This is a genomic window from Limnothrix sp. FACHB-881 (assembly GCF_014698135.1).
Taxonomy (GTDB): Bacteria; Cyanobacteriota; Cyanobacteriia; order CACIAM-69d; family CACIAM-69d; genus CACIAM-69d.
The window spans coordinates 1-21,594 of sequence record NZ_JACJSN010000024.1 but is presented as its reverse complement, the minus strand read 5'-3'; the positions used below and the strand labels follow the sequence as shown (position 1 = coordinate 21,594).

Below are 21,594 nucleotides of genomic sequence, written 5' to 3'. Positions count from 1 at the left end.
AACTCCCGGCCTTCCTCAGACGCTTGCGAGTCAATGAACTGGCGAGCAAATTTCCCAGAAATACCGCCAAGAAATGTTTCTCGGAAAGATCACCAAAGGTATTCCCCAAGGACATTACTCAGGGATATGGCCCAGAAACAGGTCTGAGCAAGCCGGGATCCTCACACCAGGAATTGGCAATTGGCAAGCTGCACTTGAACTTAGGTTCTACTTCAATTGTGTCTTTTTTAAACTGTAATGGCCTTAAATGATCAAATTGTGTCGATCGACCCAACGAAGGCGCGATCGCACGTCACCGCCAATCAATATTTGTTGCTGTATATCAATATCTGTTGATCATCTGTCGATTATCTATCGATTACCTACTGATCATTTTTTACTGATTATCTATTGATCTCTATCGATATTGGTCTCTATCAATTTTTGCCTATAAAAGCGTGAGTTTAAGATATAAAAAATGAGTTTAGATGTGAGTTTGAAAGCATAAATCAACAGCTATATCAAAAATCAACAGTCATATCAAACCGCAAAGGGGGCGCACGGCCGCACGCCCCGATCCGAACTGTCAGAAACTACGGCAAAAACCTAGCCTAAGCTTGACCGCAATTGCAGCCGGAATTGCCACAGCAAGCGCCGCCTTCATGGCCATTGGCGCAGGCTTCGCTGCAATAGTGTTTTCCGTCTTTTTGGATGGCGGTTGCCAAGTCCACAGTGCAGAGGCAAGGGCCGCAGTCGCATTTTTGAGTGGTCGTCGTCATGGGTTGCTCCTAGCAATCTCACTGAGCAGTGAGGCGAGTGGGTTGAAGATCCCTAAGATCCCCGATCGAGGATGGTGCGTCGCTGGGTCGTTGGTTGTTGCCCAAGGGGGAGTTCCCCGAGTTCTGGGCCCGGCATGGGGTTCCAGAAATGAATCCAAGCCATGACCTGATCGCGATTGGCGTTTGAGGTGGGGATCTCAAAATTGGGGTCTGAGTTGGGGTCTAAGTTGAAACCTAAGTTGATCTTAGGTCAGCTTTAGATGAATAGCTGAACGTTTGTTCAGATGTTGCTACTTTAGCATGACTTTTCCCACGACTGTCAAGGGTCGATCGGGGAAAGGAAAAATTTACCGAGAATGCTGAAGCGGTTGATCAACCCTTAAGCCATGCCCCTAGGCAGTTTTGATGACCCTAGGCATCGCTCAACTGCCAGCAACTGGCGATCGGCATTCGCCAACCCACCCCAAAGGCCTGATCGCTGACCTTGAGCACCGGGGGCGTTTGTCGCCGTTTAAATTCAGCCCGAGCGACAAGGTGCATCACCCGCCGCACGGTGGCCGACTCGTGACCAGCGGCCACCAAATCCGCGAGGGATTGCCGACGATTCACCAGGCGATCGAGAATGTCATCCAAAACTTCATAAGGGGGCAAGGAATCTTGATCCAGTTGGTCGGGGCGCAGCTCGGCGCTGGGGGGCTTGTTCAGTACGTTGCTGGGCACGATTTCCGCCCCCTGGGACACCAACCGCGCAAAGGCAGCCGCGCCCACTTGCCCCTGATTGAGCCAATGGCAGAGGGAATAGACGCGGGTTTTGGGCACATCGGCGATCGCGGCCAAGCCGCCGTTGGTGTCGCCATACAGGGTGCAATAGCCCACGGCCATTTCGGATTTGTTGCCTGTGGAAATGAGCAAATAGCCAAATTTGTTGGCCAAGGCCATTAACAAATTGCCGCGAATGCGCGATTGCAAATTCTCTTCGGTCACGTCCGGTTGGGTTTGGGCAAAGGGTTCCGCTAGGGTTTGCTCAAAGGTGGCCATCAAGTCCCCGATCGGGAGTTTCAGGGTTGGGAAACCCAAGTTTTCCGCCAGGGCCAGGGCATCGGCGATCGAGTGGTCGGAACTGTAAGGGGAAGGCATCAACACGCCCAAAACGTTTTCGGCCCCCAATGCCGCCACGGCCAAGGCTCCAACCAAGGTGGAATCAATCCCCCCACTGAGGCCCAGCACAATTTTGCGAAAGCCACATTTGCGGGCATAGTCCCGAATGCCCAACACGAGGGCTGACCACAGTTCCGCATCGGTGCTGGGAGCCAGGGGAGCCAGCAATCCAGTTTGTTCTGGCAGGGGTTGCTCATCTGCCAACAGGGGCAAGCTGTGGGGCCAAGATCCTTCCTGGCCGGTGACCACAAAATCGCGGGTTTCCGGATCAAATTCCGTGATGATTAACCCGGTTTCAAAGCTCGCTCCCCGGGCCGCGATCGCCCCTGTGCGACTGATGACCAAGCTGGTGCCATCAAAGATCAGATCATCATTGCTGCCCACCTGATTGACATAGGCGATCGGGAAACCATAATTCAAAACCGAATGTTGCAGCATTTCTTCGCGCAACCGAGGCTTCCCGATCGTGTAGGGCGATGCGGACAGATTCACCACCCAATCCACATCACAATCCGCCAACTCCGCCAGGGGATCCACATCATAGAATTTGCGGCCCCAAAACTGATTGTTGTTCCAAATATCCTCACAGATTGTTACGCCGATTTTGATGCCATCGAGCGTGAACCATTCCGCTTTTTTACCCGGCTCAAAATAGCGCCCCTCATCAAAAACATCATAGGTGGGCAGCAGTCGTTTACTAAACACATGCCGCAGGGCACAACTATCAATCAGCACTGCGCTATTAAAGAGACTTTTTCCACCTTCGGTCGCCAACAAATTGCCAATGATTGTCCCCGTCAGCACGGCCAGATTAGGCGGCAGCTCACGGGCCAGCTTGGTCAACTGTTGTTTGGTGGCTTCCAAAAAGCTGGGCCAAGCCAACAAATCGCGCGGTGGATATCCACAAAGGGCTAATTCCGGAACCACCAACAGCCGCGCACCTTGGCGACTGGCCTGCTGGGCAGCGTTGAGGATGGCACGGGTGTTTCCCGCCAAATCTCCGACCACGAGGTTCAGTTGAGCGAGGGCAATTTTCATGGGGGCAAGCGGGGGAGGATCGATCGGGATATCGACGGAATTACGAAATTATCGATATAGCCTATCGGCAAATTAGCGATCGCGTAATGGGAATTGATCTGCAATTTGCCGAGTCGATCGCCCCTTTCCTTGGGGCCCCGGTGCTTTTGTTGCACCACCGTGGAGAACAGGCTGAGATGTCTGTTCTGAAATCGCTAGCCGTTGATTAGCCCCCAAACATCAACCGTTTGATTGGATTTGATCGGGTTTGATCGACCTTAACCGCATTTAGTCCCGTTGAATCCATGCTTCAAGGCCTAGCTGGCTTGGGGGTGATAGGGATGAGGATGGGGGTATTGATGGTGATGTTGGCGCTGAAGTTGGGCCATGTGATGGAAGAGTTTCCAGCAATATTCTTCTGGCAGGCCGCAGGTGGTGGCTCCGCGCATCACGACGGTGAAATACCAATCATTGGGGGCCAGTTCGCGGGTCAATTTGTCCACAACCACGTAGGTGCGCACATCGCGGTAGGTTTGGCCCTGGCTGGTGACGGTGATGGTTTCGCGACGGTAGCCGCCTCGGGGCACATCTTCGCGATCGTCCAGTTGGTCGCTTAAGCGCCAGGGCAGGGCATAAAGAACCCCAAAAACGCGCGATCGGGCATCAGGAACCACATCCAACACGCCGCATTCTCGCCGGGGCGATCGCCAGTTAAACCCCAACCGATAACCCTCAAGCATGGCCGTGCCCACCAGGTAAGGATAAGCCGGCTCTCCGAGGGTGCGCTGCAAATCCACCGGGCACATGCAGGAGCCATAGGCAAAGTACAGAAACGTGGGTTCAGCGGAAGAACCGTTGGTCAGCGAGGCTTGGGGGGCGATGGGTGCGGCGATCGGGGCGGGGCGAGAGGGGTTCATCGGCAGACGGAGGTGGATGGGGAAACGTTGATCCGATTGTCACCGCTGGGGGCCGTTGGGTTACGGAGGATTAAGCATTCGATCGAACCCGAAGCGAAGGGGTCAGCAGCGAGCAAGATTGTGCCAGCATTGTGCTGGTTTGCATCCTAGCAAAACTGTTTACCGAAATACAACTAAAACTCGATCGAAAAACCGTAGATTCAACGGTAGATTCAGATTACGTTACCGAGTTCCGAAGCCCATGCGATCGATTGCCGAGATCAACGACAAAATCCGGAGTGGCCAAGTCACCGTTTGGACGGCCGAAGAACTGAAAGCCCAAGTGGCCACAATCGGCATCCAGGCGGCGGCCGCGCGGGTAGACGTGGTGGTGACCGGAACCTTTGAACCCATGGAGGCTTCTGGAGCCTTTCTGAACCTGGGGCAGACGGATCCACCAATCAAAATTCGCCGCTGCTGGCTCGATGGCGTGCCGGCCTATGCGGGCTTTGGGGCGGTGGATTTGTATTTGGGAGCCAGCCACCCGGTGGAATTTGCCGACGGAGAAGCGCCCGATGAAGGCCGCGATCGGGGCGGTGGCCATGTCATTGAAAGTTTGATCGCGGGGCATTCGGTGCAACTACGGGCGATCGGGCATGTGACCGACTGCTATCCCCGAGGCTCCTTTGAAACCTCGATTTCCCGCGACACGATCAACCAGTTTTATCTCTACAACCCCCGCAACCTCTACCAAAACTTCATCGTGGGCGTGAATGGGGGCGATCGGCTGCTGAATACCTACCTGGGCCCCTTGCAACCCAACCTGGGCAATGCAGTCTATGTCAGCGGTGGGGCCTTGTCTCCCCTGCTGAACGATCCGGAACTGCGACTGTTGGGCATTGGCAGCCGCATTTGGTTGGCCGGCAGCCAGGGCTACATTGCCTGGGAAGGAACTCAGCATTTTCCGCTGCAAAAGCGCCTCCCCAACCAAACCCCGATCGGCCCGGCGGCCACCCTGGCTTTGGTGGGAGATGCCAAACAAATGCAGGCCCAATGGGTGCGCGGTTGCTATTTCAAAGGCTATGGGCCGTCCCTGATGTTGGGGGTGGGTGTGCCGTTGCCGGTGGTGGACGAAGCGGTGGTGGCCCGTTGCGCCGTCAAAGATGAAGAAATTGTGGCCCCGATTGTGGATTTTTCGATTCCTCGACGGGTGCGGCCCACCTTTGGCCTGGTGAACTATGCCCAACTGAAGTCCGGTCGCATTGAAATTGATGGAAAACTCGTGCGCACAGCACCGCTCACTAGCTTGGCCCTGTCGCGCCAGGTGTCCGAGGCGCTGAAATTGGAAATTCAACAGGGGCGGTTTTTGCTGTCGGAGGCCGTGGCCCCGTTGCCGAGCGATCGCACCTTTATTCCGCAGGATCGCTGGGGACAAATTGGGATGGAATCGGAACCTTAGGGCGCAGGGGTCGCGATCGCCCAAGGCATCGCTCACCTAGGCGCGATCGAGCGTGTGGTGAGCCACCAAGGAGCGCAAAGCATCTTGATCGAACGGTTTGGTGATGTATTCCGTGGCTCCTGCCAGTTGCCCTTGAATGCGATCGAACGGGCGATCGTGGGAAGTCAACATAATCACCGGTAGCGCAGCAAACTGGGGCAAGCTGCGCAAAATTCGGCACAGCTCCAGCCCATTTAGATTCGGCATCGACACATCCAACAGCAGCAGATCGATTCGCTGGTGGTAGATCATCGACAGCGCCTCCACCGGATCCGCCGTTGTCACCACGTTGTACAAATCCTCTAACGTGCGGCGCACCAAGGTATGCACAATCAAGCTGTCGTCCACCGCCAGCACCGTGGGCTTCGTCATGCTCGATCGAGCCACAGAAACGACATCAGAGGAGCTGTTCATGACTGACCCCAGGATTGAGATGATCGATGCGGCAATTGATGGGGCAAATTCCCAAACGCCTTGTGCCTCACCCCTCGCAGGTTGGTTTCAGGTCGCTGGTTGAATCAGCCTGCCCAATCCTGCAAGAAATAGCACTCTCGTTTGATTAATCCATCAATTGCTACCTTAGCTGCCTTATTAGATGATTATTCCTAGATTCCTGATTTCTTTCACCCATGTGGCTAATCTCCCAAGGAGAAAGACAAGGACTTTCAAGACAATTTCAAGGCGATCGAGGGACTGAGACTAAAGCAGGGAACTAATTAAATTTTGGCATTTTCCGTTGCGCCCTGGTCAAAATTCTGTTCATAGGCATCAATTTTTGATGATTTGTCAAAGTTGATGATTGGCGCGCGGATTGCGACCCAGGCGCGATCGGTGCTGATCTTGCCCGCTGCGTCTCTCAAACCTCGACCCACGGCAACAGTAGCGCAATTTGAAAATAAGGAGTCTGGGTCTCTTACGCTTGTTGGCGGAGAGGGCAGCGGCAATGGCGTGGTTTTGGGCTGGTTGGGGCGGAATGGGTAGCTCAGGGATTTTTTGAAGAAAAGATCAAAAAAACATGAAGAGAATTTGAATATTGTCTCTATTAATAACTGTAATTTATCCAAAATTCATTCAAAATTCATTCAAGATTTATCTGATATTTGTCCAGCATCTATCCAGCGTTTATTGAGTGCTCCTCTGGTGTTCATGAACCATTGCTCGACTGCTGATTGATGACTCATGAACGATTTGTCAACTATCCGTCAATTATTCGTTATTAATCCAGTAGCGATGAATGGGCGATCGGGGCGTTGTTGATGAGCCATTGGTGATGGAGTAGGGCCTCGATCGTTCATGGGGCATCATCAGTTTATGGGGCATCTTATGGGGCATCAGCAAGGCCCTATCAAGATTGAAAGTCATCAAGGCTAACGTTGGGATTTTGCGAGCACTGATGATTCCAAAGGCCAATTTGCATCCTCTCAGGATTCTCTGAGGGGATGCAAAAGCAATTGGAGTGGTCAATTGCGATCGGGAAACAATTGCCGTGGAATCAGGTTTTTGAACAATTATGAAGATCAAAAACTTAACCTGATCGGCCAAAGGAGTAATTGAGACCATTAATGAGAATAGATTCAATTTCTGAAAGATCTAATGGGCGATCGCCCATGAAATCAAGACTTAGTGTCAAAATCAGCAAATTATCTAACGAGAATCAAGGGGAAGCGTGTTTATTTAAGGGTTGGAGAGTATTTACATAAATTTATGATCAAGGGTTTGCGTCCAATCTTTCGTGGATTTATCAATAAAACGCCACATTCACAGATCTAGTGAAAGATCCTGGGCTAAAATTGATAGCAAATACAGATTTTTTTAACAGTTTTGAGGAGAGATGCCGCAACTATCCTCCAGCAGCCAATTTTGGAAATTGTAATGGTTACTCAACTACCGTCCTACGCCATGCGGCGATCGCCTCATCGATCCCAAGCTGGGCCGTTGTTAGTTCATTCCCTCGGAACCTCAGCGGCACGTCTCAGAAATAGCTCCTCTTGGTCTGACGGTGCGATCGAGTCAACGAATCATTCAGCGAATCAACCAGTGGCCAATTCGGCTTCCCTGAATCAAGAGTTGGCCTTCAGCGCGGATCCAGATTCAACGGCTCATTGGCTAGATAGCAGTTCCGAGGCGGACTGTCGATCGCTGCTGACGATGCTGAATGGGGTGGGGGCCATTTTGACCGGCACGGGGCCCCTGGAACGGCGACTGCAACGAACATTACGTTACTTAGCCCGTTACCTGGATCTAAAGGAAGCGGAACTGTGGTCTTACGATCGGGTGCAACATCGGTTCAAGTTGGCGGCCCTGTTTGTGCGGGGACAGGGGCGAAATTTGGCAGTGCATTTCGATCGCTCCGTGTCGGAAGCGGAGGTGCGCAAGTTAGGGCGGCGGGGCAGTCGCTCCATGGGCAAGCTGGAACTGTCGCAGCTTTCACCCCAGGGGTTGGAGACCGGCTCTGAGGAGGCGGCATCCTCTGCCCAGGCTTTTTATTGGGGGGCTTATCCCCTGCGCATGGAGCGGCATCCCCTGGGGATGTTGTTGCTGTGGCGCGATCGCCCCTGGTCGTTGGCCATGCAAGAGGCGGTGGAACAGGTGGCGCGGTTGGTGGCGCTGGCGCTGGGCCATGACTTGGCTAAACAGGGCGATCGGCAAAAACCAGAGGTGCGGCTGCGACCTTGGCTCGAAAAAATCCGCTCATCCCTCGATTTGGATGCGATTTTGGCGGCGGCGGTGCGGGAGTTGCGTTTGGTGTTGCGGGTCGATCGCTGTGCGTATTTGTGGGCTTTGCGGGGCCCCAACGGAGCCATGCAGCTCACCGTTAGCCACCAGGACAGCCGCCAACCGGCCTTGGATGGGGCCTTCACCCGGGCGATCGCCCAAGGCCTGCCCTCCCTATTGATGCCAGCGGCGCTCGATCGGGCTGATCTGAGCACCACTTCCACCCTGCCCTGGACACAACTCACCCACCTGCTGCACCACCCCGATCCCCAAGTGGCCCACTGGGCCGAGTCCGCCGGGATCAATGCCCTGTTGATTGTGCCTGTGCAGACGGCTTCTGGCCATTCCGGGGCGATCGCCTGCACCACCACTAGCCAGCGTCGTCAATGGTCTAGCGACGACTGCGAGGCCCTGCGTTGGGCGGCCGATCGCCTGGCCGTCGCCATCAGCCAAGCGGAACTGTACGATCGCTCCCAGGCCGCTGTACGCGCCACCGAAACCCAATTTCACGAGCTAGAACGTACCCTTGAGGATTTGAAAAAAGCCCAAGCCCAACTGGTTCACTCCGAAAAAATGTCTAGCCTTGGCCAGTTGGCGGCCGGCATTGCCCACGAAATTAACAACCCCGTCAACTTCATCAGCGGCAACCTGGATTGGGCCAGCGATGCCCTCACGGAATTGATCGAACTGGTGCGCCTGTACCAACGCCACACCTATGACCATGATCCCGAAATCATGGCCCAGGCCGAGCAGATGGACTTGGAATTCGTGCTAGAAGATTTGCCAAAGGTCTTGCATTCCATGCGCCAAGGCACAGAACGGATTCAAGGCATTGTGGCTTCCATGCGTAATTTCTCGCGGCTCGATCGCGCGGAAGTTTCCTCCGTGGATTTGCATGAAGGCATCGACAGTACCTTGCTCATTTTGCATAGTCGCCTGGAGCGTAAAGGTCGGCAAAATCGGATTGAAGTGGTGCGCGATTATGGTGAGTTGCCCTTGGTGGAATGCCACAGCGGTCAGCTCAATCAAGTGTTTATGAATCTATTAAGCAACGCGATCGATGCGCTCGAAGACCGAGAAACCGATCCGCGCATTGTCATTCGCACCCAGTTAATGGCAGCAAATCCGGCAGTAGATGGGTCTGCTCAGCCTTCAAAACCGGGCGTTGAAATCACGATTCAAGACAACGGCAGCGGAATTCCCTCAGAGGTCACTTCTCGAATTTTTGACCCATTTTTCACCACAAAACCTGTGGGCAAAGGCACTGGGTTGGGCCTATCTATCAGTTACCAAATTGTGGTCGATCGGCATGGGGGCAAAATTGCCTGTGAATCCCAACCCCACAAGGGCACAACCTTCCGACTGTGGCTCCCCCTAGCAGTGACCGATCGTAACCACTAAACTCAAGACAGCTCGTTGCATGAGTTACTCGTGAGGACAAGGGCTATTCCCTGTCTCTTTCTGTCAAGGTTATGCCCCCAGAGGTTATTGCGCTGCTCCATGAACTGGTTCCCATCATCTACGATCGCTATGGCCTTCGGCTGCGGGCTAGCGATCTCGAAGATTTGACCCAGTTTTTGCATAATCGTTGGCGAGCGGGCAGCCCCCAAACCTGGGCTACCTATCGTCAACTACTGTTGGATCGAAGTCCCTATGGCCAACAGGCTTGGCAACCCTTAATTAATGTCATCACCAATACGGAAAGCTATTTTTTCCGCGATCGGGGACAGTTTTCGCTCTTGCAACGGCAGATTTTGCCAGAGCTAATTCTGAGTCGGCAAGGAAGTCGGCGGCTTTGTTTGTGGAGTGCGGCTTGCGCTGGGGGCGAAGAACCCTATTCCTTGGCGATTGCTTTGCAGGGCATGTTGCCGGCCCATGAAAATTGGCAAATTCGCATTTTTGCCACGGATATTAATGAAGAAGCACTCGATCGGGCCCGATCGGGTCGTTTTCGATCGTGGTCATTCCGAGCCATTGATTCCACCACTTGGCAAACCTATTTTCGACCCCTGGCGGATGGCTGGCAAATTGACCCGGCGATTCAGCGATTGGTGACCTTTCAAAACTTCAATTTGGTGAATGATGAGTTACCTTTAACTGATGTTGGCAAGTTTGATTTAATTCTTTGTCGAAATGTTTTTATCTACTTTGCCACGGAGTCGATTACGCGAACCGTTGATCTGTTTGCCAAGGCCCTTGCTCCTGGAGGATATCTGCTCACGGGCCATGCGGAATTGTGCCATCAACCACTGCAATCCTTTGCAACTCAAATTTATCCAGAATCGGTGATCTATCGCCGGCGATCGGGACAAGCAACCGCAACCCCTTTGCCTCCAATCAATGGCTTAACCCAACCTTATGCCGCTGCCAGCAATTTAGAAAATCCCTTGGGGAATCCCTTAGAAAACACGGCGGGGCTGAAAAATGGGATGGAAACGCTTCATCCGGCTCCGCTGATCAATGCTGATGCCCAAGCGATCGCGATTGAAACGGCGATTGCTAATCATCAGGAACGGCCCAATTATTCGCGATCGGATCATTTAAATGACTTAACTAATTCCAACCATTTAAATAATTCCCGATCGAGCAATCCCCGGCCCACCGACTCATCCCCCCATTCCCTTCAGCCGTCGTCCCCCAAAGTGCCGGTGGTTAAGCCCCTTTCCACACCCTATGCTGTCCCCAAAAATCAAACAGAACAGTTACATAATCGAATCAAGCAAAAATTGTTACAACTGCTAAAGCACTATCCCAACAGCAGCGCCACACTCTATGCACTCGCTTGCCTGCACGCCAATTGGGGAGCCAGCCAAGAAGCCAACCAATATTGTCAGCAAGCCTTGGAAATTGAGCCGGAGTCCACAGAAATTTGCTGTCTGTTGGCGCGTATTTGGGAGGAGCAAAACCAGCTCGATCAAGCCAAGCAATTTTTGCGGCGGGCGGTATATTTGGATCGCCATGCCCTGCCTCCCCGACTGGAATTAGCCAGCTTATATGAACGAATTGGGGATGCCACGGCGGCGCGTCGTCTTTATGCTTCGGCGTTGGAACTATTGCAGGATTTTGCCCCCCATTGGCCGGTGTTTGACCATCACCATTTAACGGCGGGGGAGTTGAGCGATCGCCTTAAGGAACATCTGGCCGCGATCGGTGCTAACTGAACTCATTAGTGTTGCCCGTGGGATGTTCTGGGTTTTGATTGATTTTTCATTTACGGGCGACCCGTTGGTTGTCAATTGGTTGTCGATCAGTGGTTAATTAGTGATCCATTGGCGATCAATTAGTGGTCAATGAACTGGCAATCTGTTAGCCATTGGCTATTGATTGTGCAAAAAATATAGATTTCACACAAAAACATAAAGAAAACGCCAAAAATCCCAAAGATCGGAAAAATCGAAAGTAAACTCAAGTTAGTTCGTCAGGGCAACGATCGAACAAAAAGCCATGGCAGAGTCCCCGTGACTCAGGAATCCAAGGTAAAAAGCGAAAGGTAAAAGCGCAAAAGGTTTTTGTCAAATTTGTGTGATCCCCACAAACCAGGGATTGCAACAGATTTCTAAGCGGTTGTTTGAAAAGCTAAAGTTGCTACTCTGTACGCTTCAGTAATCGACGCAGACAAGGGGCTTAAGCCCCTTGCTCCCCACGATTGTTGGTGCTCGGCCCGGGCCAAAAAATACTTTTCAAACATCCTCGAAAAGAAAAATATGGCAAAAAGCCGCATATTTTGCCCGGTAACTTTGAGCTTTCGAGACTTCAAACTCACCCTAGTATTGTGGCGAGTCTGAGGTTGGTTTCTGGTGCGATCTCTTGGGGGCGATCGCTAGCGTGATGCTCGGGGCGATCGAGCGGGGCTAGCTGGTTCAGCAAAATGGGCGGTGAAGGGGGCGGTGAAGGGTTGGTGGCGACTGAACAAAGCTATTTGATTGTGGATGTGATGCGAACCCTGTGCGGTTTGGAGGCCCAGTGGGTGGAGGAAACTTTGCCCCTGGTGGAGCTGAAGCCGATCGCGGGGTTGGGAGCTGGCTATTTGGGAGCGATCGACCGGCGGGGAAAACTATTGCCGGTGGTGGATTTGGCAGATTGCTTGGGCCTGGCTCGATCGCCCTATGGCCTCTCCGATGCAATTGTGGTGTTGCGATCGCCCCAGGGGGTGAGCTTGGGGCTGATTGTGAATGAGGCGGTGGATCTGCAAGGGGTGATGCTGGATCCAGACCCCAGTCTGTTGGTGGCGGAACTGTCAGCCCAGGCCCGCGAGATTGTGCGGGATGTGGTGCTTTTGGCCGGTCAGCCCATCGCCCTGATCAACAGCGAAAATCTGTTCACGGTGTTGCAACGGCCCGAATGGCACCAATCGCCCCTGGATTCTGCCACTGATCGCTGGCAAACCCTTTCCGCGATGGATCAGGCCCTGTTGCGGGCGCGGGCAGTGGAACTGGCGGAGGCCGATCGCGCCGACAGTGACCAAGGGGGGCAACCCTGGATCGTGGTGGAAATTGGTGGCGAACGCTTTGGCATTGATGCGGCGGCCGTGCGGGAGTTGGCGGAGTTGCCGGTGATTGTGCCCCTGCCTTGCTGTCCCAGCCACGTGCTGGGGAATGCGAATCTGCGGGGCGAGATTGTGACGGCCATTGATATCAGCCCCTGGTTAGGCCAAGAGCGCCGGCCCGCCGTCACCCGATCGCTGGTGGCGATTGTGCAGGTGGAGGACTTAACGGTGGGCTTGGTGATCGATCGGGCGATCGAAACCCAATGGGTCAGCACCCAGCGTTTAGCCCCCGTCCCCTTTAACGCCAGCACCGCTGAGCAACTGGCTCCCGTCAACGGCTCCCTAGATTCAGCAATCGTCAACCGAGAAAGCGCCTACATTCGGGGCATCCATGTGGATGGGGGCCAAGCCACCAGTTGGCTGGATGTGGCTACCCTGTTGCGCGATCCGAGCTTGGTGGTTAACGAAAGTCTCTAGGCAAGTCTTGAGGCCCACGGGGCGATCGGCCCCCAAGCTTCCGAATTTCCCCAAGTTTATTTCCCTATTTCCCCCAAGTTTATTTCCCCCAACTTTGCAGGACAAAACCATGAATTCCCCCCTCAAAAACGATAGTCACTGGCGGCTGCGGTATCAAATCTCCTTGGGATATGCCATGCCGATCGCCCTGTCGATCATTGCCACCACCGTGGTTTTGAATAATGTTCAATCCGTGCGAGAGCAACAGGCAACTTTTAACCGAGTCACGCAAGTGGAAGAAAAAATCGGTCTGTTAGGGTTCAATGCCCAAACGGTTTCCCGGTCTACCCGAGGATACTTGCTCGATCAAAATCCCGTTTCCATTACTGCCTTTGAGCAGGCGCGTCGGAACGCTGACAAAGCCATGACCGATTTGGAAGCGATCGTTGTGGATGCTCGGCAGCGGGAAACCCTGGGCGAACTGAAACAAGATTTGGCGCAATTAATTTCCATCAACGAAAAACTATTGACCATTGCTCGCCAAAATCCGGCCGGGGCGATCGCGGAATGGAAGCGGGATGGGGGTCGCCAAGCCATTCAAAGTGTTGAACGGTTGGTGGAAATTCTGCGCAGTCGGCAATCGGAATTGGTGGACAAAACCCTGAAGGATCAAAACGATGCCCTGACGGCCCTGTCGAATATTTCCCTGTTGACCACGGGGCTGGCGGTTTTGGGATCCACGGTGTTGGGGATTTGGATCGTGGTGGCGGTGAGTCGGCAAATGTTTGAAGTCAGCAGCAGCCTGGCAGCTTCATCCAGTGAAATTGCGGCCACGGTGGAGCAACAGGAACGCACTTCCAGCGCCCAAGCCGCTTCGGTGAATGAAACCACGGCCACGATGGATGAGCTGAGTGCTTCATCTCGGCAGTCGGCGGAACAGGCGGAGTCGGCGGCGGCGGCTTCCCAGCGGGTTTTGCATTTGGTGGAGGATGGCAACCGCACGGTGGGCCAAACCCTGGAGAGCATGACGGAAATGCGAATGCAAATGAATGCGATCGCCCAACAAATTTCCCAACTGAGCAGCCAGGCGGCCCAAATTGGCAGCATTACGCAGTTGGTGACGGATGTGGCCAATCAAACCAATATGTTGGCCCTGAATGCGGCGGTGGAGGCCGTGCGGGCCGGGGAACATGGCAAGGGTTTTTCGGTGGTGGCGGCGGAAATTCGCAAGCTGGCTGATCGCAGCAAGGAATCGGCCCAAAAGATTGATGGGTTGGTGACGGAAATTCAAGGGGCGATCGACACCACAGTCATGGCCACGGAAGAGGGCAGCAAGCGCGTGGAAACGGGCTTAACGGCCAGCCAGCAAACGGCGGGAGCCTTTGACGAGGTGGCCCGGGCGATCGATATGGTGGTGGTGAGTAACCAACAAATTTCGCTGAATATTCGCCAGCAGGCGATCGCCGTTGATCAAGTGGTGCAGGCCATGAATGCCTTGAACCAAGGGGCCAAGCAAACCGCCGAAGGCATTGCCCAAACCCGCATCGGCACTCGACGCTTGGAAGAGGCGGCCCGCGACCTGCAAGAGATGGTTTAGATTCCGGATGGGGAACGGCTGATGGCAATCATTGACGATCGGGATCTGCGGGAACTCTATCGCTTGTCCAGTGGCGAGCATCTGCAAACCCTGGAAACGGGACTGCTGCGGTTTGAACAAAATCCCAGCGATCGCGATGACTTTGCGGAACTGTTGCGGGCGGCCCACACCCTGAAGGGAGACTCGCGAATGTTGGGGGTGAACCATGTGGAAAAACTGGTTCATCAGGTGGAGCATGTGCTGAAACAGTTGCAGAGTCAGGAAATCAGCCTCACGCCGCTGCTGGCGGAAACGCTCTATAACACTCTGGATGCGGTCAAGCAGTTGGTACAGGAGGCGACGGAGGAGCTGCCGAGTGAGCTGCCTTCTGCGATCGATCCGGTGCGGGTGTTGGCTCGGCTCATGCAGGCCAGCAGTGGGGTGGCTGAGTCGGAGTTGATGCCGCTGGAACCCAGTCCGCTCCCGATCGCCCAAACGGCCCCAGCGAGTCTTGAAGGAAACTCAGAGCTAATTCCAGAGCCAATTCCAGAGTCAATTCCAGACCCCCAATTAATTTCAGACTTAATTCCAGAACAGCCCAGCGAACCGGAAGTAACCCCCTCGACAACACCGCCAGCAGTTTCTAATCCGGTTCCAGCGCTTGGAGCCGATCGCCCCACTTCTTCAGTCCCCACTTCTTCAGTCCCCACTTCTTCAGTCCCCACTTCTTCAGTCCCCACTTCCCCAGCCACCACATCGCCCCCACCGGCTCGATCGCTCGATCGCCCAACCAGTCCAGTTAATTCAATCCATTCAGTTAATCCCATCACGCCCACCAGCGCCGAGCCATACCACATCGACACGATCCGCGTTGCCACCCGCCATTTAGATGGCCTGGTCGATCGGGTGGGTGAGTTGGCGGCCATTGAGCGACGACTATCCCACCAGTCGGCCTTGCTCGATGGGTTGGTGCGGCTGTGGGAAGAATTGCGCTTGCTCGATCGGGGGCAGCAGCGGATTAGTGATCACACCCTAGCCACCGATCGTCGTCGTAGCGATCAGCAACGACATCAACTGCACGAAGAATTTCAACAGGCCCTCTATGGCTTGCGGGAACGAGTCCAAAACGCCAACCACCGCCTGGAGGCGATCACCGATGACCTGAAAGATCGTACCCGTTCCCTGCGGTTGTTGCCCTTGGCCACGGTGTTTCAACATTTTCCGCGCATGGTGCGTGACTTGGCCCAGCAGCAGGGCAAAGCCATCACCCTGGTGGTGGAAGGGGGCGAAACCACCGCCGACAAACAGGTGATTGAGGCACTGCGAGATCCCCTATTGCACCTGGTGCGCAATGCGATCGACCACGGCATTGAGTCGGCGGCTGAACGTCAAACAGCCGGCAAACCCGCCTGTGCCACCTTGCAGTTGCGGGGTGCTCAACAGGGCGATCGGGTCTTGATTTCCCTCAGCGATGACGGCCGCGGCTTGGATCGTCAGGCAATTATCGCCACCGCCGTTCGTCAGCAGCTTTACAGTGCCGAAGAACTCGCCCACTGGCAGGATGAACAGATTTTTGAGCTGATTTTGTTGCCAGGATTTTCCACCCGACTGGAAGCCACCGAGCTATCGGGACGAGGCGTGGGCCTTGATGCGGTGCGGGTTTGTGCAGAACGGCTGAAGGGTCGGGTGATGGTGCAGTCCAAGCCGGGTCAGGGTTGCACCATCACCCTCACGGTGGGGACAACCCTGGCGGCCACCCAAGCCCTGTTGGTGATGACGCGCGATCGCACCTTGGCCATTCCTTTGGAATATGTTCACGAAACGCGCCTTGTGCCGGTCAGTCAAATCACTGCCTTGGAAGGTCGCCCCGTCATTTTGCTGGAAGGGGAACCGGTTTCCGCCACCGACTTGGGGGATTTGCTGGAGTTGCCGGGATTGCCGCCGGGGCCCGCGCCCGATCGGGTCGATGTCATTCCCCATGCCTGTGTGGTGTTGGTGATGGGGCGCGATCGCCTGGCCGTGTTTGTCGATCGGCTGATTGATGTGCAAGAAATTATGCTCAAGCCCCAGAGCAAACTACTGGTGCGCGTGCGGAATGTGTCTGGGGTAACGATTTTGGGCAATGGAGACGTGTGCCCCGTGTTGCACCCGCCGGACTTGTTTGCCACCTTGGGCGGCCGCACCAGCCGCAACAGCAGCCTGAGCACGGCCGATTCCCTGAGCATGGCCCGGCCGCCAGCGATTTTGTTGGTGGAAGACTCGATCGCCACCCGTACCCAAGAAAAGCGAATTTTGGAAACCGCTGGCTACGATGTGGTGACCGCCACCGATGGGATGGATGCACTGCACAAGCTGCGATCGCGCACCTTTGACGCGATCGTCTCCGATATTCAAATGCCTCGTTTGGATGGGTTGGGGCTAACGGCGCGAATTCGTCAAATGCCCGAATACGACGACCTCCCGATCGTGCTCGTATCCTCCCTGAATTCCGACGCAGACAAACGACGGGGCGCAGAAGCCGGAGCCAATGCCTACCTAACCAAGGATGCATTTAACCAAGCGGCGCTGCTGGGAATTTTGCGCGAACTGGCTCGATCGCCCTAGTTACTGGTTATGAATTACAGTCCTTACCTCGCTTAACGTGAATTCGGGATTAGGGTGGGCACTGCCCACCTAATAATTGCTTCATGGCACTAATTGCTTCATGGCATCTGTGATTGGCGTACCAATTCTTCTCAGCAACCCCGAGGCATAAACGGCTAGACGTGATTGGTGAACGATTTAATGGCGTTCTAGCTCGTGACCGGCAACGGTTGACCCATGCCAACCCGGAAACTCAACAGCTTCCTCAATTACCCAATTGATCTAGCGATCGCGAGCTAGAACGTCCCCCCCTAATCGATCGACAACTCCTTATGAACAAGTCATGAACGAATTGTGATGCCTGTTTGCCCTAAAACTCCCTAGATAAGATTTCTTGAGCAAACACACCATGAAATGAACCCAAAAAGCTGAGAGCGAAAGCGACTCAGAATTTCCCAAAGACTTGACGGATTCCTAGAGCCGTTAACCAATTCCCATCGAATGATCCATGCGATCGGGTGGATGCTGGCGGCGATCGGAAAGATTAGTCCCCTTTGGGTTCCTTGCCAACCACCAAGCGATTGGCAACGGTTTCGGGTTGAATCGCAGACAACACCACATGGCCCGAATCCGAAATAATCACAGCTCTCGTACGGCGACCATAGGTGGCATCAATGAGTTGGCCACGATCTTTTGCATCAGTAACTAGGCGACGAATCGGAGCCGAGTCAGGGCTGACAATGGCAATGATTCGGTTGGCCGCCACAATATTACCGAAACCAACATTAATTAGTTGAATGTCCATCGACAAATTCCTCAAAGAGAAAACCCGTGAAGGTTGATTGAGTGGTTGGTAGATAATGATTAGTCACTCCGGGACAGAATCGATCCCAGCCCAATTAGGCAGGTTATGACCTGGTTGATCGCCGTTGTTGAGCACAGCAGGGCCATCTCAGGTAGCAACCGAATGAGCGGTTATACCTACTGAGTGTTATCTCAATGAACCAACCCAGAATGAATGGGTCTAAATCTCCTATTAGGAGGATTAGCCCCAGTTAATCAGGGTAGGGGATCGATCGGGAATCGATATCCCAAGGGGAAATTCAGTGTGCATCAGGACGATCTAGCACGAATGAACCAGGATAGATCGTCATGATGTATCACAACATCGATCAGGCGGGGCAGATTTGCGCGGACTGACTAACACACATGGAAAATTTAGCTCGAAAAATGAACATTCAGTCTATTTTCACAAAATTTCCCAGTAAGTTGATCAGTCTCTGTTCTCCAATAGTTGATTGAAGCGGTGAATTTGCCAAAAAACATGGTTCAACCGCTGTTGATCGTCTAAACCCATGGCGAGTTCCTGGGTAGTTCGCCAGCGGGTTTGATCGAGCCACAGCTCAAAAACTGCTCCGTGGGGGATGGAAATTTGCCATGTTCTTGGGGAGCCGAGGATCTCTGAGATTAGGTGTTGCAAGATCCAGTGATGGGTGATGATCCAAAGGCAGGGATCGGGATTTTGTGGCTCTGTTTCGGTGGGGTTTGTGTCAATAAATTGGCTAATTAGACCTTGTAAAAAGATCTGCGCGCGAGATCGCCCGGCTTCTAGGGTTTCTGATTGCGGAATTGGGATCCATTCCCAGGAATTTTCCAGTTTTTGGCAAAGTTCGGGATATTGTTGCCTGGCTTCGCTCCAGGTCAGCCCCTGAAAAATACCGTTGTCAAATTCGCAGAGGTGGGTGTCGGTGATGATCGGCGGCCGGGGCCGATCTCCCGTGGCCGGGTGGGCCATGGCGGCCGATCGCGCCAGTTGGGCGGTTTCTTGGGCCCGTTGTTGGGGGCTGCTGTAAATGGTTTGGGGATGGGCCCCCTGTTGGGCCAGGGCCCGGCCGAGCGATCGCGCTTGGGTTTGGCCCCGATCGGTCAAGGGGTCGTCGGCTCGCCCCATCATCCGCCCCGCTGCATTCCCGATCGACTCCGTATGACGGATAAAAAAGAGTTTCAGCATCAATTAGAATTCGTGGCCCTTAGGAAGGGGTAGAACGCATTGGGCAAGCTCCTACAATAATTGGGGAGTTTGGAATTGGGGAGTCTGGCGATCGGGCCTTGGCTGTCCATGCCCAGATCCCTTCTCAACCGCCGCGTTCAAAACCAGAGCCGATGCTACTAAAGTCCACCACCCGCCATATCCGCATCTTCGCTGCCGAGTTGGTCAATGATGACATTGTGCCCAGCGAAACGAAGCTCACGATTGATATTGATCCTGATAATGAGTTTTTGTGGAGTCCGGAGGCGCTCCAGCAGGTCTACCGCAAGTTTGAAGAGTTGGTGGCCCAGTCGGCGGGTCAAGATTTGACGGAATATACCCTGCGGCGGATTGGGTCAGATTTGGAGCATTTTGTGCGATCGCTGTTGCAAAATGGCACGATCGCCTACAACTTGGAAACCCGCGCGGTGAATTACAGCATGGGCTTGCCGCAGGTTTCGCCCTAGGGGAACTGGGCAGGGAGACCCATGGGCTTCAACCTCAGACCGAGAAAATCCGGGTAGGGGCGTACGGCCGTACACCCCTACAGGGTTGACGGGTTTCGATCAACGTTGGTTGGGATAATTTTGAACAAGCTAACCGTTCAGTTGAAGCACATGGGGAAGACCCCGCCCCCACGGCCCTAAACAGCCAACTGCCGGAAAAAAGATTGCCGCCACTGGACATCCCGCTTGCGATCGCACAAAAATTCCAGCACGCGAATGCCTCGGGCAGGCAGTTGGCTCAGGGAGTCGCAAAACTGCTGCCATTGGGTAATTTGCCGGTACTCAATGCCATAGCTCTCGCAGAGGCTGGCAAAGTTGACCGATTGCGGTGTGGCAAAAAACTCCTCAAAAGGGGGTTCAAACTGCGAAACGGGCAGCATTTCAAAGATGCCGCCGCCGTTGTTGTTAATCAGCAAAATGGTGAGGCTGCCTTGGAAGTGGCGACGGGCTAAGAAGCCGTTGGTGTCGTGCAACAGGGCCAAATCTCCGGTGAGCATCACGGCCGGTTGATGGTGTTGGGCAAGGCCGATCGCGGTGGAAAGGCTGCCATCGATGCCGTTGGCTCCCCGATTAAAAAAGGGCTGAATTTCCCGGTTGTTAATGCCCCAAAAATATTCCACATCCCGCACGGGCATACTGTTGCAAATGAAGATGGGCGTGCGATCGGGCAGTGTTTGCGGCAACAACCAGGCGATTTTGCTTTCCAGACGTTGGGGCTGTTCCGCCAGGGCCTGTTTCACGGTGATTTCCATGGCTCGATCGCCCGCTAGCCAAGTTTGCAAATAATCGGAGGGGGGCAAGTCCGGTTCCGGGGTTTCCCAGAGTTCGATCGCCCCCTGGATCGATCGTGTGCGGCCATGGAGGGGATCCAAGTTGCGATCGCCCGGATCTAGAACCCATTGGGGCGCGTCGGTTTCCATTAACCACAGGCGCAGGGTTTTGCTGATTGGTAAGCCCCCCAGCCGCAGCACCATCGTGGGTCGCAGTTGTTCCCGCTGGTGGGGATTACGCAACATCAAGTCGTAGTGGGCCACCAAGTGCTGATTCAGGGCCCCAAAATTCCGCAACGGCGAGAGGCCCTCCGCCAACACGGGCCAACCGAGCGATCGCGCCAAGCGGCCCACCGCTGCACAATAGGCCGCCGGATCCGCCGGTTGGGCCGGCCCCGCCACAATCAGCCCCCGTTCCGTTTGGCGGGCCCCTTGCCAAAACTCCTGCCAGGGCAACCGGGAGAAGGTAATCGGTCGGCGCACCGGCTGCAAATGCCCAAAGAATTCCTGATCATGCCAATTGGCCCGTAGCTGGGCCAGGGCATCGGCCACGGCCGGTTCCGGCACAGGGGGCAACGGATCCCGCAAGGGAACATTCAGATGCACGGGGCCCGGGGTGGCGATCGCCCGTTGGGCCGCCTGGGCCAGGGTTTGGCGCAAATAGGCCAACAGGTCTAGCCGAGGTTCCGGCAGAGCCAATTCTGCTTGCCAAACGGGATAAATCCCAAAGAGCTTGAGCTGATCGATCGCCTGGCCCGCCGCACAGTCGCGCAACTCTGGTGGGCGATCGGCCGTGAGCAACAACAGGGGCACACCACTTTCGCGAGCCTCAATCACCGCTGGGAAGAAGTTGGCTCCCGCCGTGCCCGATGTGCAAACCACCGCCACCGGCCGGTGCGATCGCCGGGCCGCCCCCAGGGCCCAAAATGCCCCCGATCGCTCATCCAAAATCGGAATCGCCGTCATTCGCGGATGGCTGGCCAGGGCGATCGTTAACGGGGTCGATCGGGAGCCTGGGCAAATCACCACCTCCGTCACCCCCACCCGTACCAGCGTTTCCGCCAACACCGAAGCCCACAACGTATTGCGATTCGTGAAATCCATCCCCAAGATCAAACCCCTATCCAACCGCGCATGACCCGCGTG

Annotated in this window: 16 protein-coding genes; 7 read left to right on the top strand and 9 right to left on the bottom strand. The window is 54.6% G+C overall.

Annotated features, from left to right (window positions below):
• Window positions 1-590: 590 nt before the first annotated feature.
• From H6G52_RS16940 to H6G52_RS16930, 3 genes are all read right to left on the bottom strand, one after another.
• Complete coding sequence (locus H6G52_RS16940) at window positions 591-758, bottom strand: metallothionein (protein WP_099532687.1); 168 nt, start codon at window positions 756-758, stop codon at window positions 591-593.
• A gap of 411 nt (window positions 759-1,169) precedes the next feature.
• Window positions 1,170-2,954 (bottom strand): NAD+ synthase, encoded by a 1,785-nt coding sequence (locus tag H6G52_RS16935; protein WP_190529866.1) that lies wholly within the window; start codon window positions 2,952-2,954, stop codon window positions 1,170-1,172.
• 296 nt (window positions 2,955-3,250) lie between these two features.
• On the bottom strand, window positions 3,251-3,850 hold the full coding sequence (locus tag H6G52_RS16930; protein ID WP_190529864.1) for a gamma-glutamylcyclotransferase: 600 nt from the start codon (window positions 3,848-3,850) through the stop codon (window positions 3,251-3,253).
• Window positions 3,851-4,091: 241 nt separating this feature from the next.
• Between H6G52_RS16930 and H6G52_RS16925 the strand changes: the two genes are divergently transcribed.
• Window positions 4,092-5,288 (top strand): homocysteine biosynthesis protein, encoded by a 1,197-nt coding sequence (locus H6G52_RS16925; RefSeq protein ID WP_099532690.1) that lies wholly within the window; start codon window positions 4,092-4,094, stop codon window positions 5,286-5,288.
• Between the two features lie 36 nt (window positions 5,289-5,324).
• On the opposite strand, the gene H6G52_RS16920 is transcribed toward H6G52_RS16925, so the two are convergent.
• The 3 genes from H6G52_RS16920 to H6G52_RS18850 all read right to left on the bottom strand — a co-directional run bounded on the left by H6G52_RS16920 (window position 5,325) and on the right by H6G52_RS18850 (window position 6,659).
• Window positions 5,325-5,741, bottom strand: coding sequence for a response regulator (locus tag H6G52_RS16920; protein WP_242026467.1), 417 nt, complete (start codon window positions 5,739-5,741; stop codon window positions 5,325-5,327).
• Window positions 5,742-6,043: 302 nt separating this feature from the next.
• Window positions 6,044-6,391 carry a hypothetical protein gene (locus H6G52_RS16915; RefSeq protein ID WP_190529862.1) on the bottom strand — a complete coding sequence of 116 codons (348 nt, stop codon included), beginning with the start codon at window positions 6,389-6,391 and terminating at the stop codon, window positions 6,044-6,046.
• A 142-nt stretch (window positions 6,392-6,533) separates the two neighbouring features.
• A complete protein-coding gene (locus H6G52_RS18850) occupies window positions 6,534-6,659 on the bottom strand; it encodes a hypothetical protein (protein WP_255508553.1) in 126 nt (41 codons plus the stop codon).
• 540 nt (window positions 6,660-7,199) lie between these two features.
• Between H6G52_RS18850 and H6G52_RS16910 the strand changes: the two genes are divergently transcribed.
• From H6G52_RS16910 to H6G52_RS16890, 5 genes are all read left to right on the top strand, one after another.
• Complete coding sequence (locus H6G52_RS16910) at window positions 7,200-9,443, top strand: ATP-binding protein (RefSeq protein WP_190529860.1); 2,244 nt, start codon at window positions 7,200-7,202, stop codon at window positions 9,441-9,443.
• A 71-nt stretch (window positions 9,444-9,514) separates the two neighbouring features.
• Window positions 9,515-11,203 carry a protein-glutamate O-methyltransferase CheR gene (locus tag H6G52_RS16905; protein WP_099532695.1) on the top strand — a complete coding sequence of 563 codons (1,689 nt, stop codon included), beginning with the start codon at window positions 9,515-9,517 and terminating at the stop codon, window positions 11,201-11,203.
• A gap of 707 nt (window positions 11,204-11,910) precedes the next feature.
• Window positions 11,911-13,005 (top strand): chemotaxis protein CheW, encoded by a 1,095-nt coding sequence (locus tag H6G52_RS16900; protein WP_190529858.1) that lies wholly within the window; start codon window positions 11,911-11,913, stop codon window positions 13,003-13,005.
• Between the two features lie 109 nt (window positions 13,006-13,114).
• Window positions 13,115-14,581: a methyl-accepting chemotaxis protein gene (locus tag H6G52_RS16895; protein ID WP_190356052.1), complete on the top strand. Its 1,467-nt coding sequence runs from the start codon at window positions 13,115-13,117 to the stop codon at window positions 14,579-14,581.
• Window positions 14,582-14,602: 21 nt separating this feature from the next.
• On the top strand, window positions 14,603-17,164 hold the full coding sequence (locus tag H6G52_RS16890; protein WP_190529856.1) for a hybrid sensor histidine kinase/response regulator: 2,562 nt from the start codon (window positions 14,603-14,605) through the stop codon (window positions 17,162-17,164).
• 523 nt (window positions 17,165-17,687) lie between these two features.
• On the opposite strand, the gene remA is transcribed toward H6G52_RS16890, so the two are convergent.
• Window positions 17,688-17,948, bottom strand: a complete 261-nt coding sequence (gene remA, locus H6G52_RS16885; protein WP_099532739.1) for an extracellular matrix/biofilm regulator RemA — start codon at window positions 17,946-17,948, stop codon at window positions 17,688-17,690.
• Window positions 17,949-18,416: 468 nt separating this feature from the next.
• On the bottom strand, window positions 18,417-19,154 hold the full coding sequence (locus H6G52_RS16880; protein WP_190356054.1) for a histidine phosphatase family protein: 738 nt from the start codon (window positions 19,152-19,154) through the stop codon (window positions 18,417-18,419).
• Between the two features lie 152 nt (window positions 19,155-19,306).
• Between H6G52_RS16880 and H6G52_RS16875 the strand changes: the two genes are divergently transcribed.
• A complete protein-coding gene (locus H6G52_RS16875; RefSeq protein WP_190356055.1) occupies window positions 19,307-19,639 on the top strand; it encodes an NAD(P)H-quinone oxidoreductase subunit M in 333 nt (110 codons plus the stop codon).
• A 176-nt stretch (window positions 19,640-19,815) separates the two neighbouring features.
• Here the strand turns inward: H6G52_RS16875 and menD are convergent.
• Window positions 19,816-21,594, bottom strand: a 1,779-nt coding sequence (gene menD / locus H6G52_RS16870) for a 2-succinyl-5-enolpyruvyl-6-hydroxy-3-cyclohexene-1-carboxylic-acid synthase (RefSeq protein ID WP_370567732.1), incomplete at its 5' end; no start/stop codon positions are given.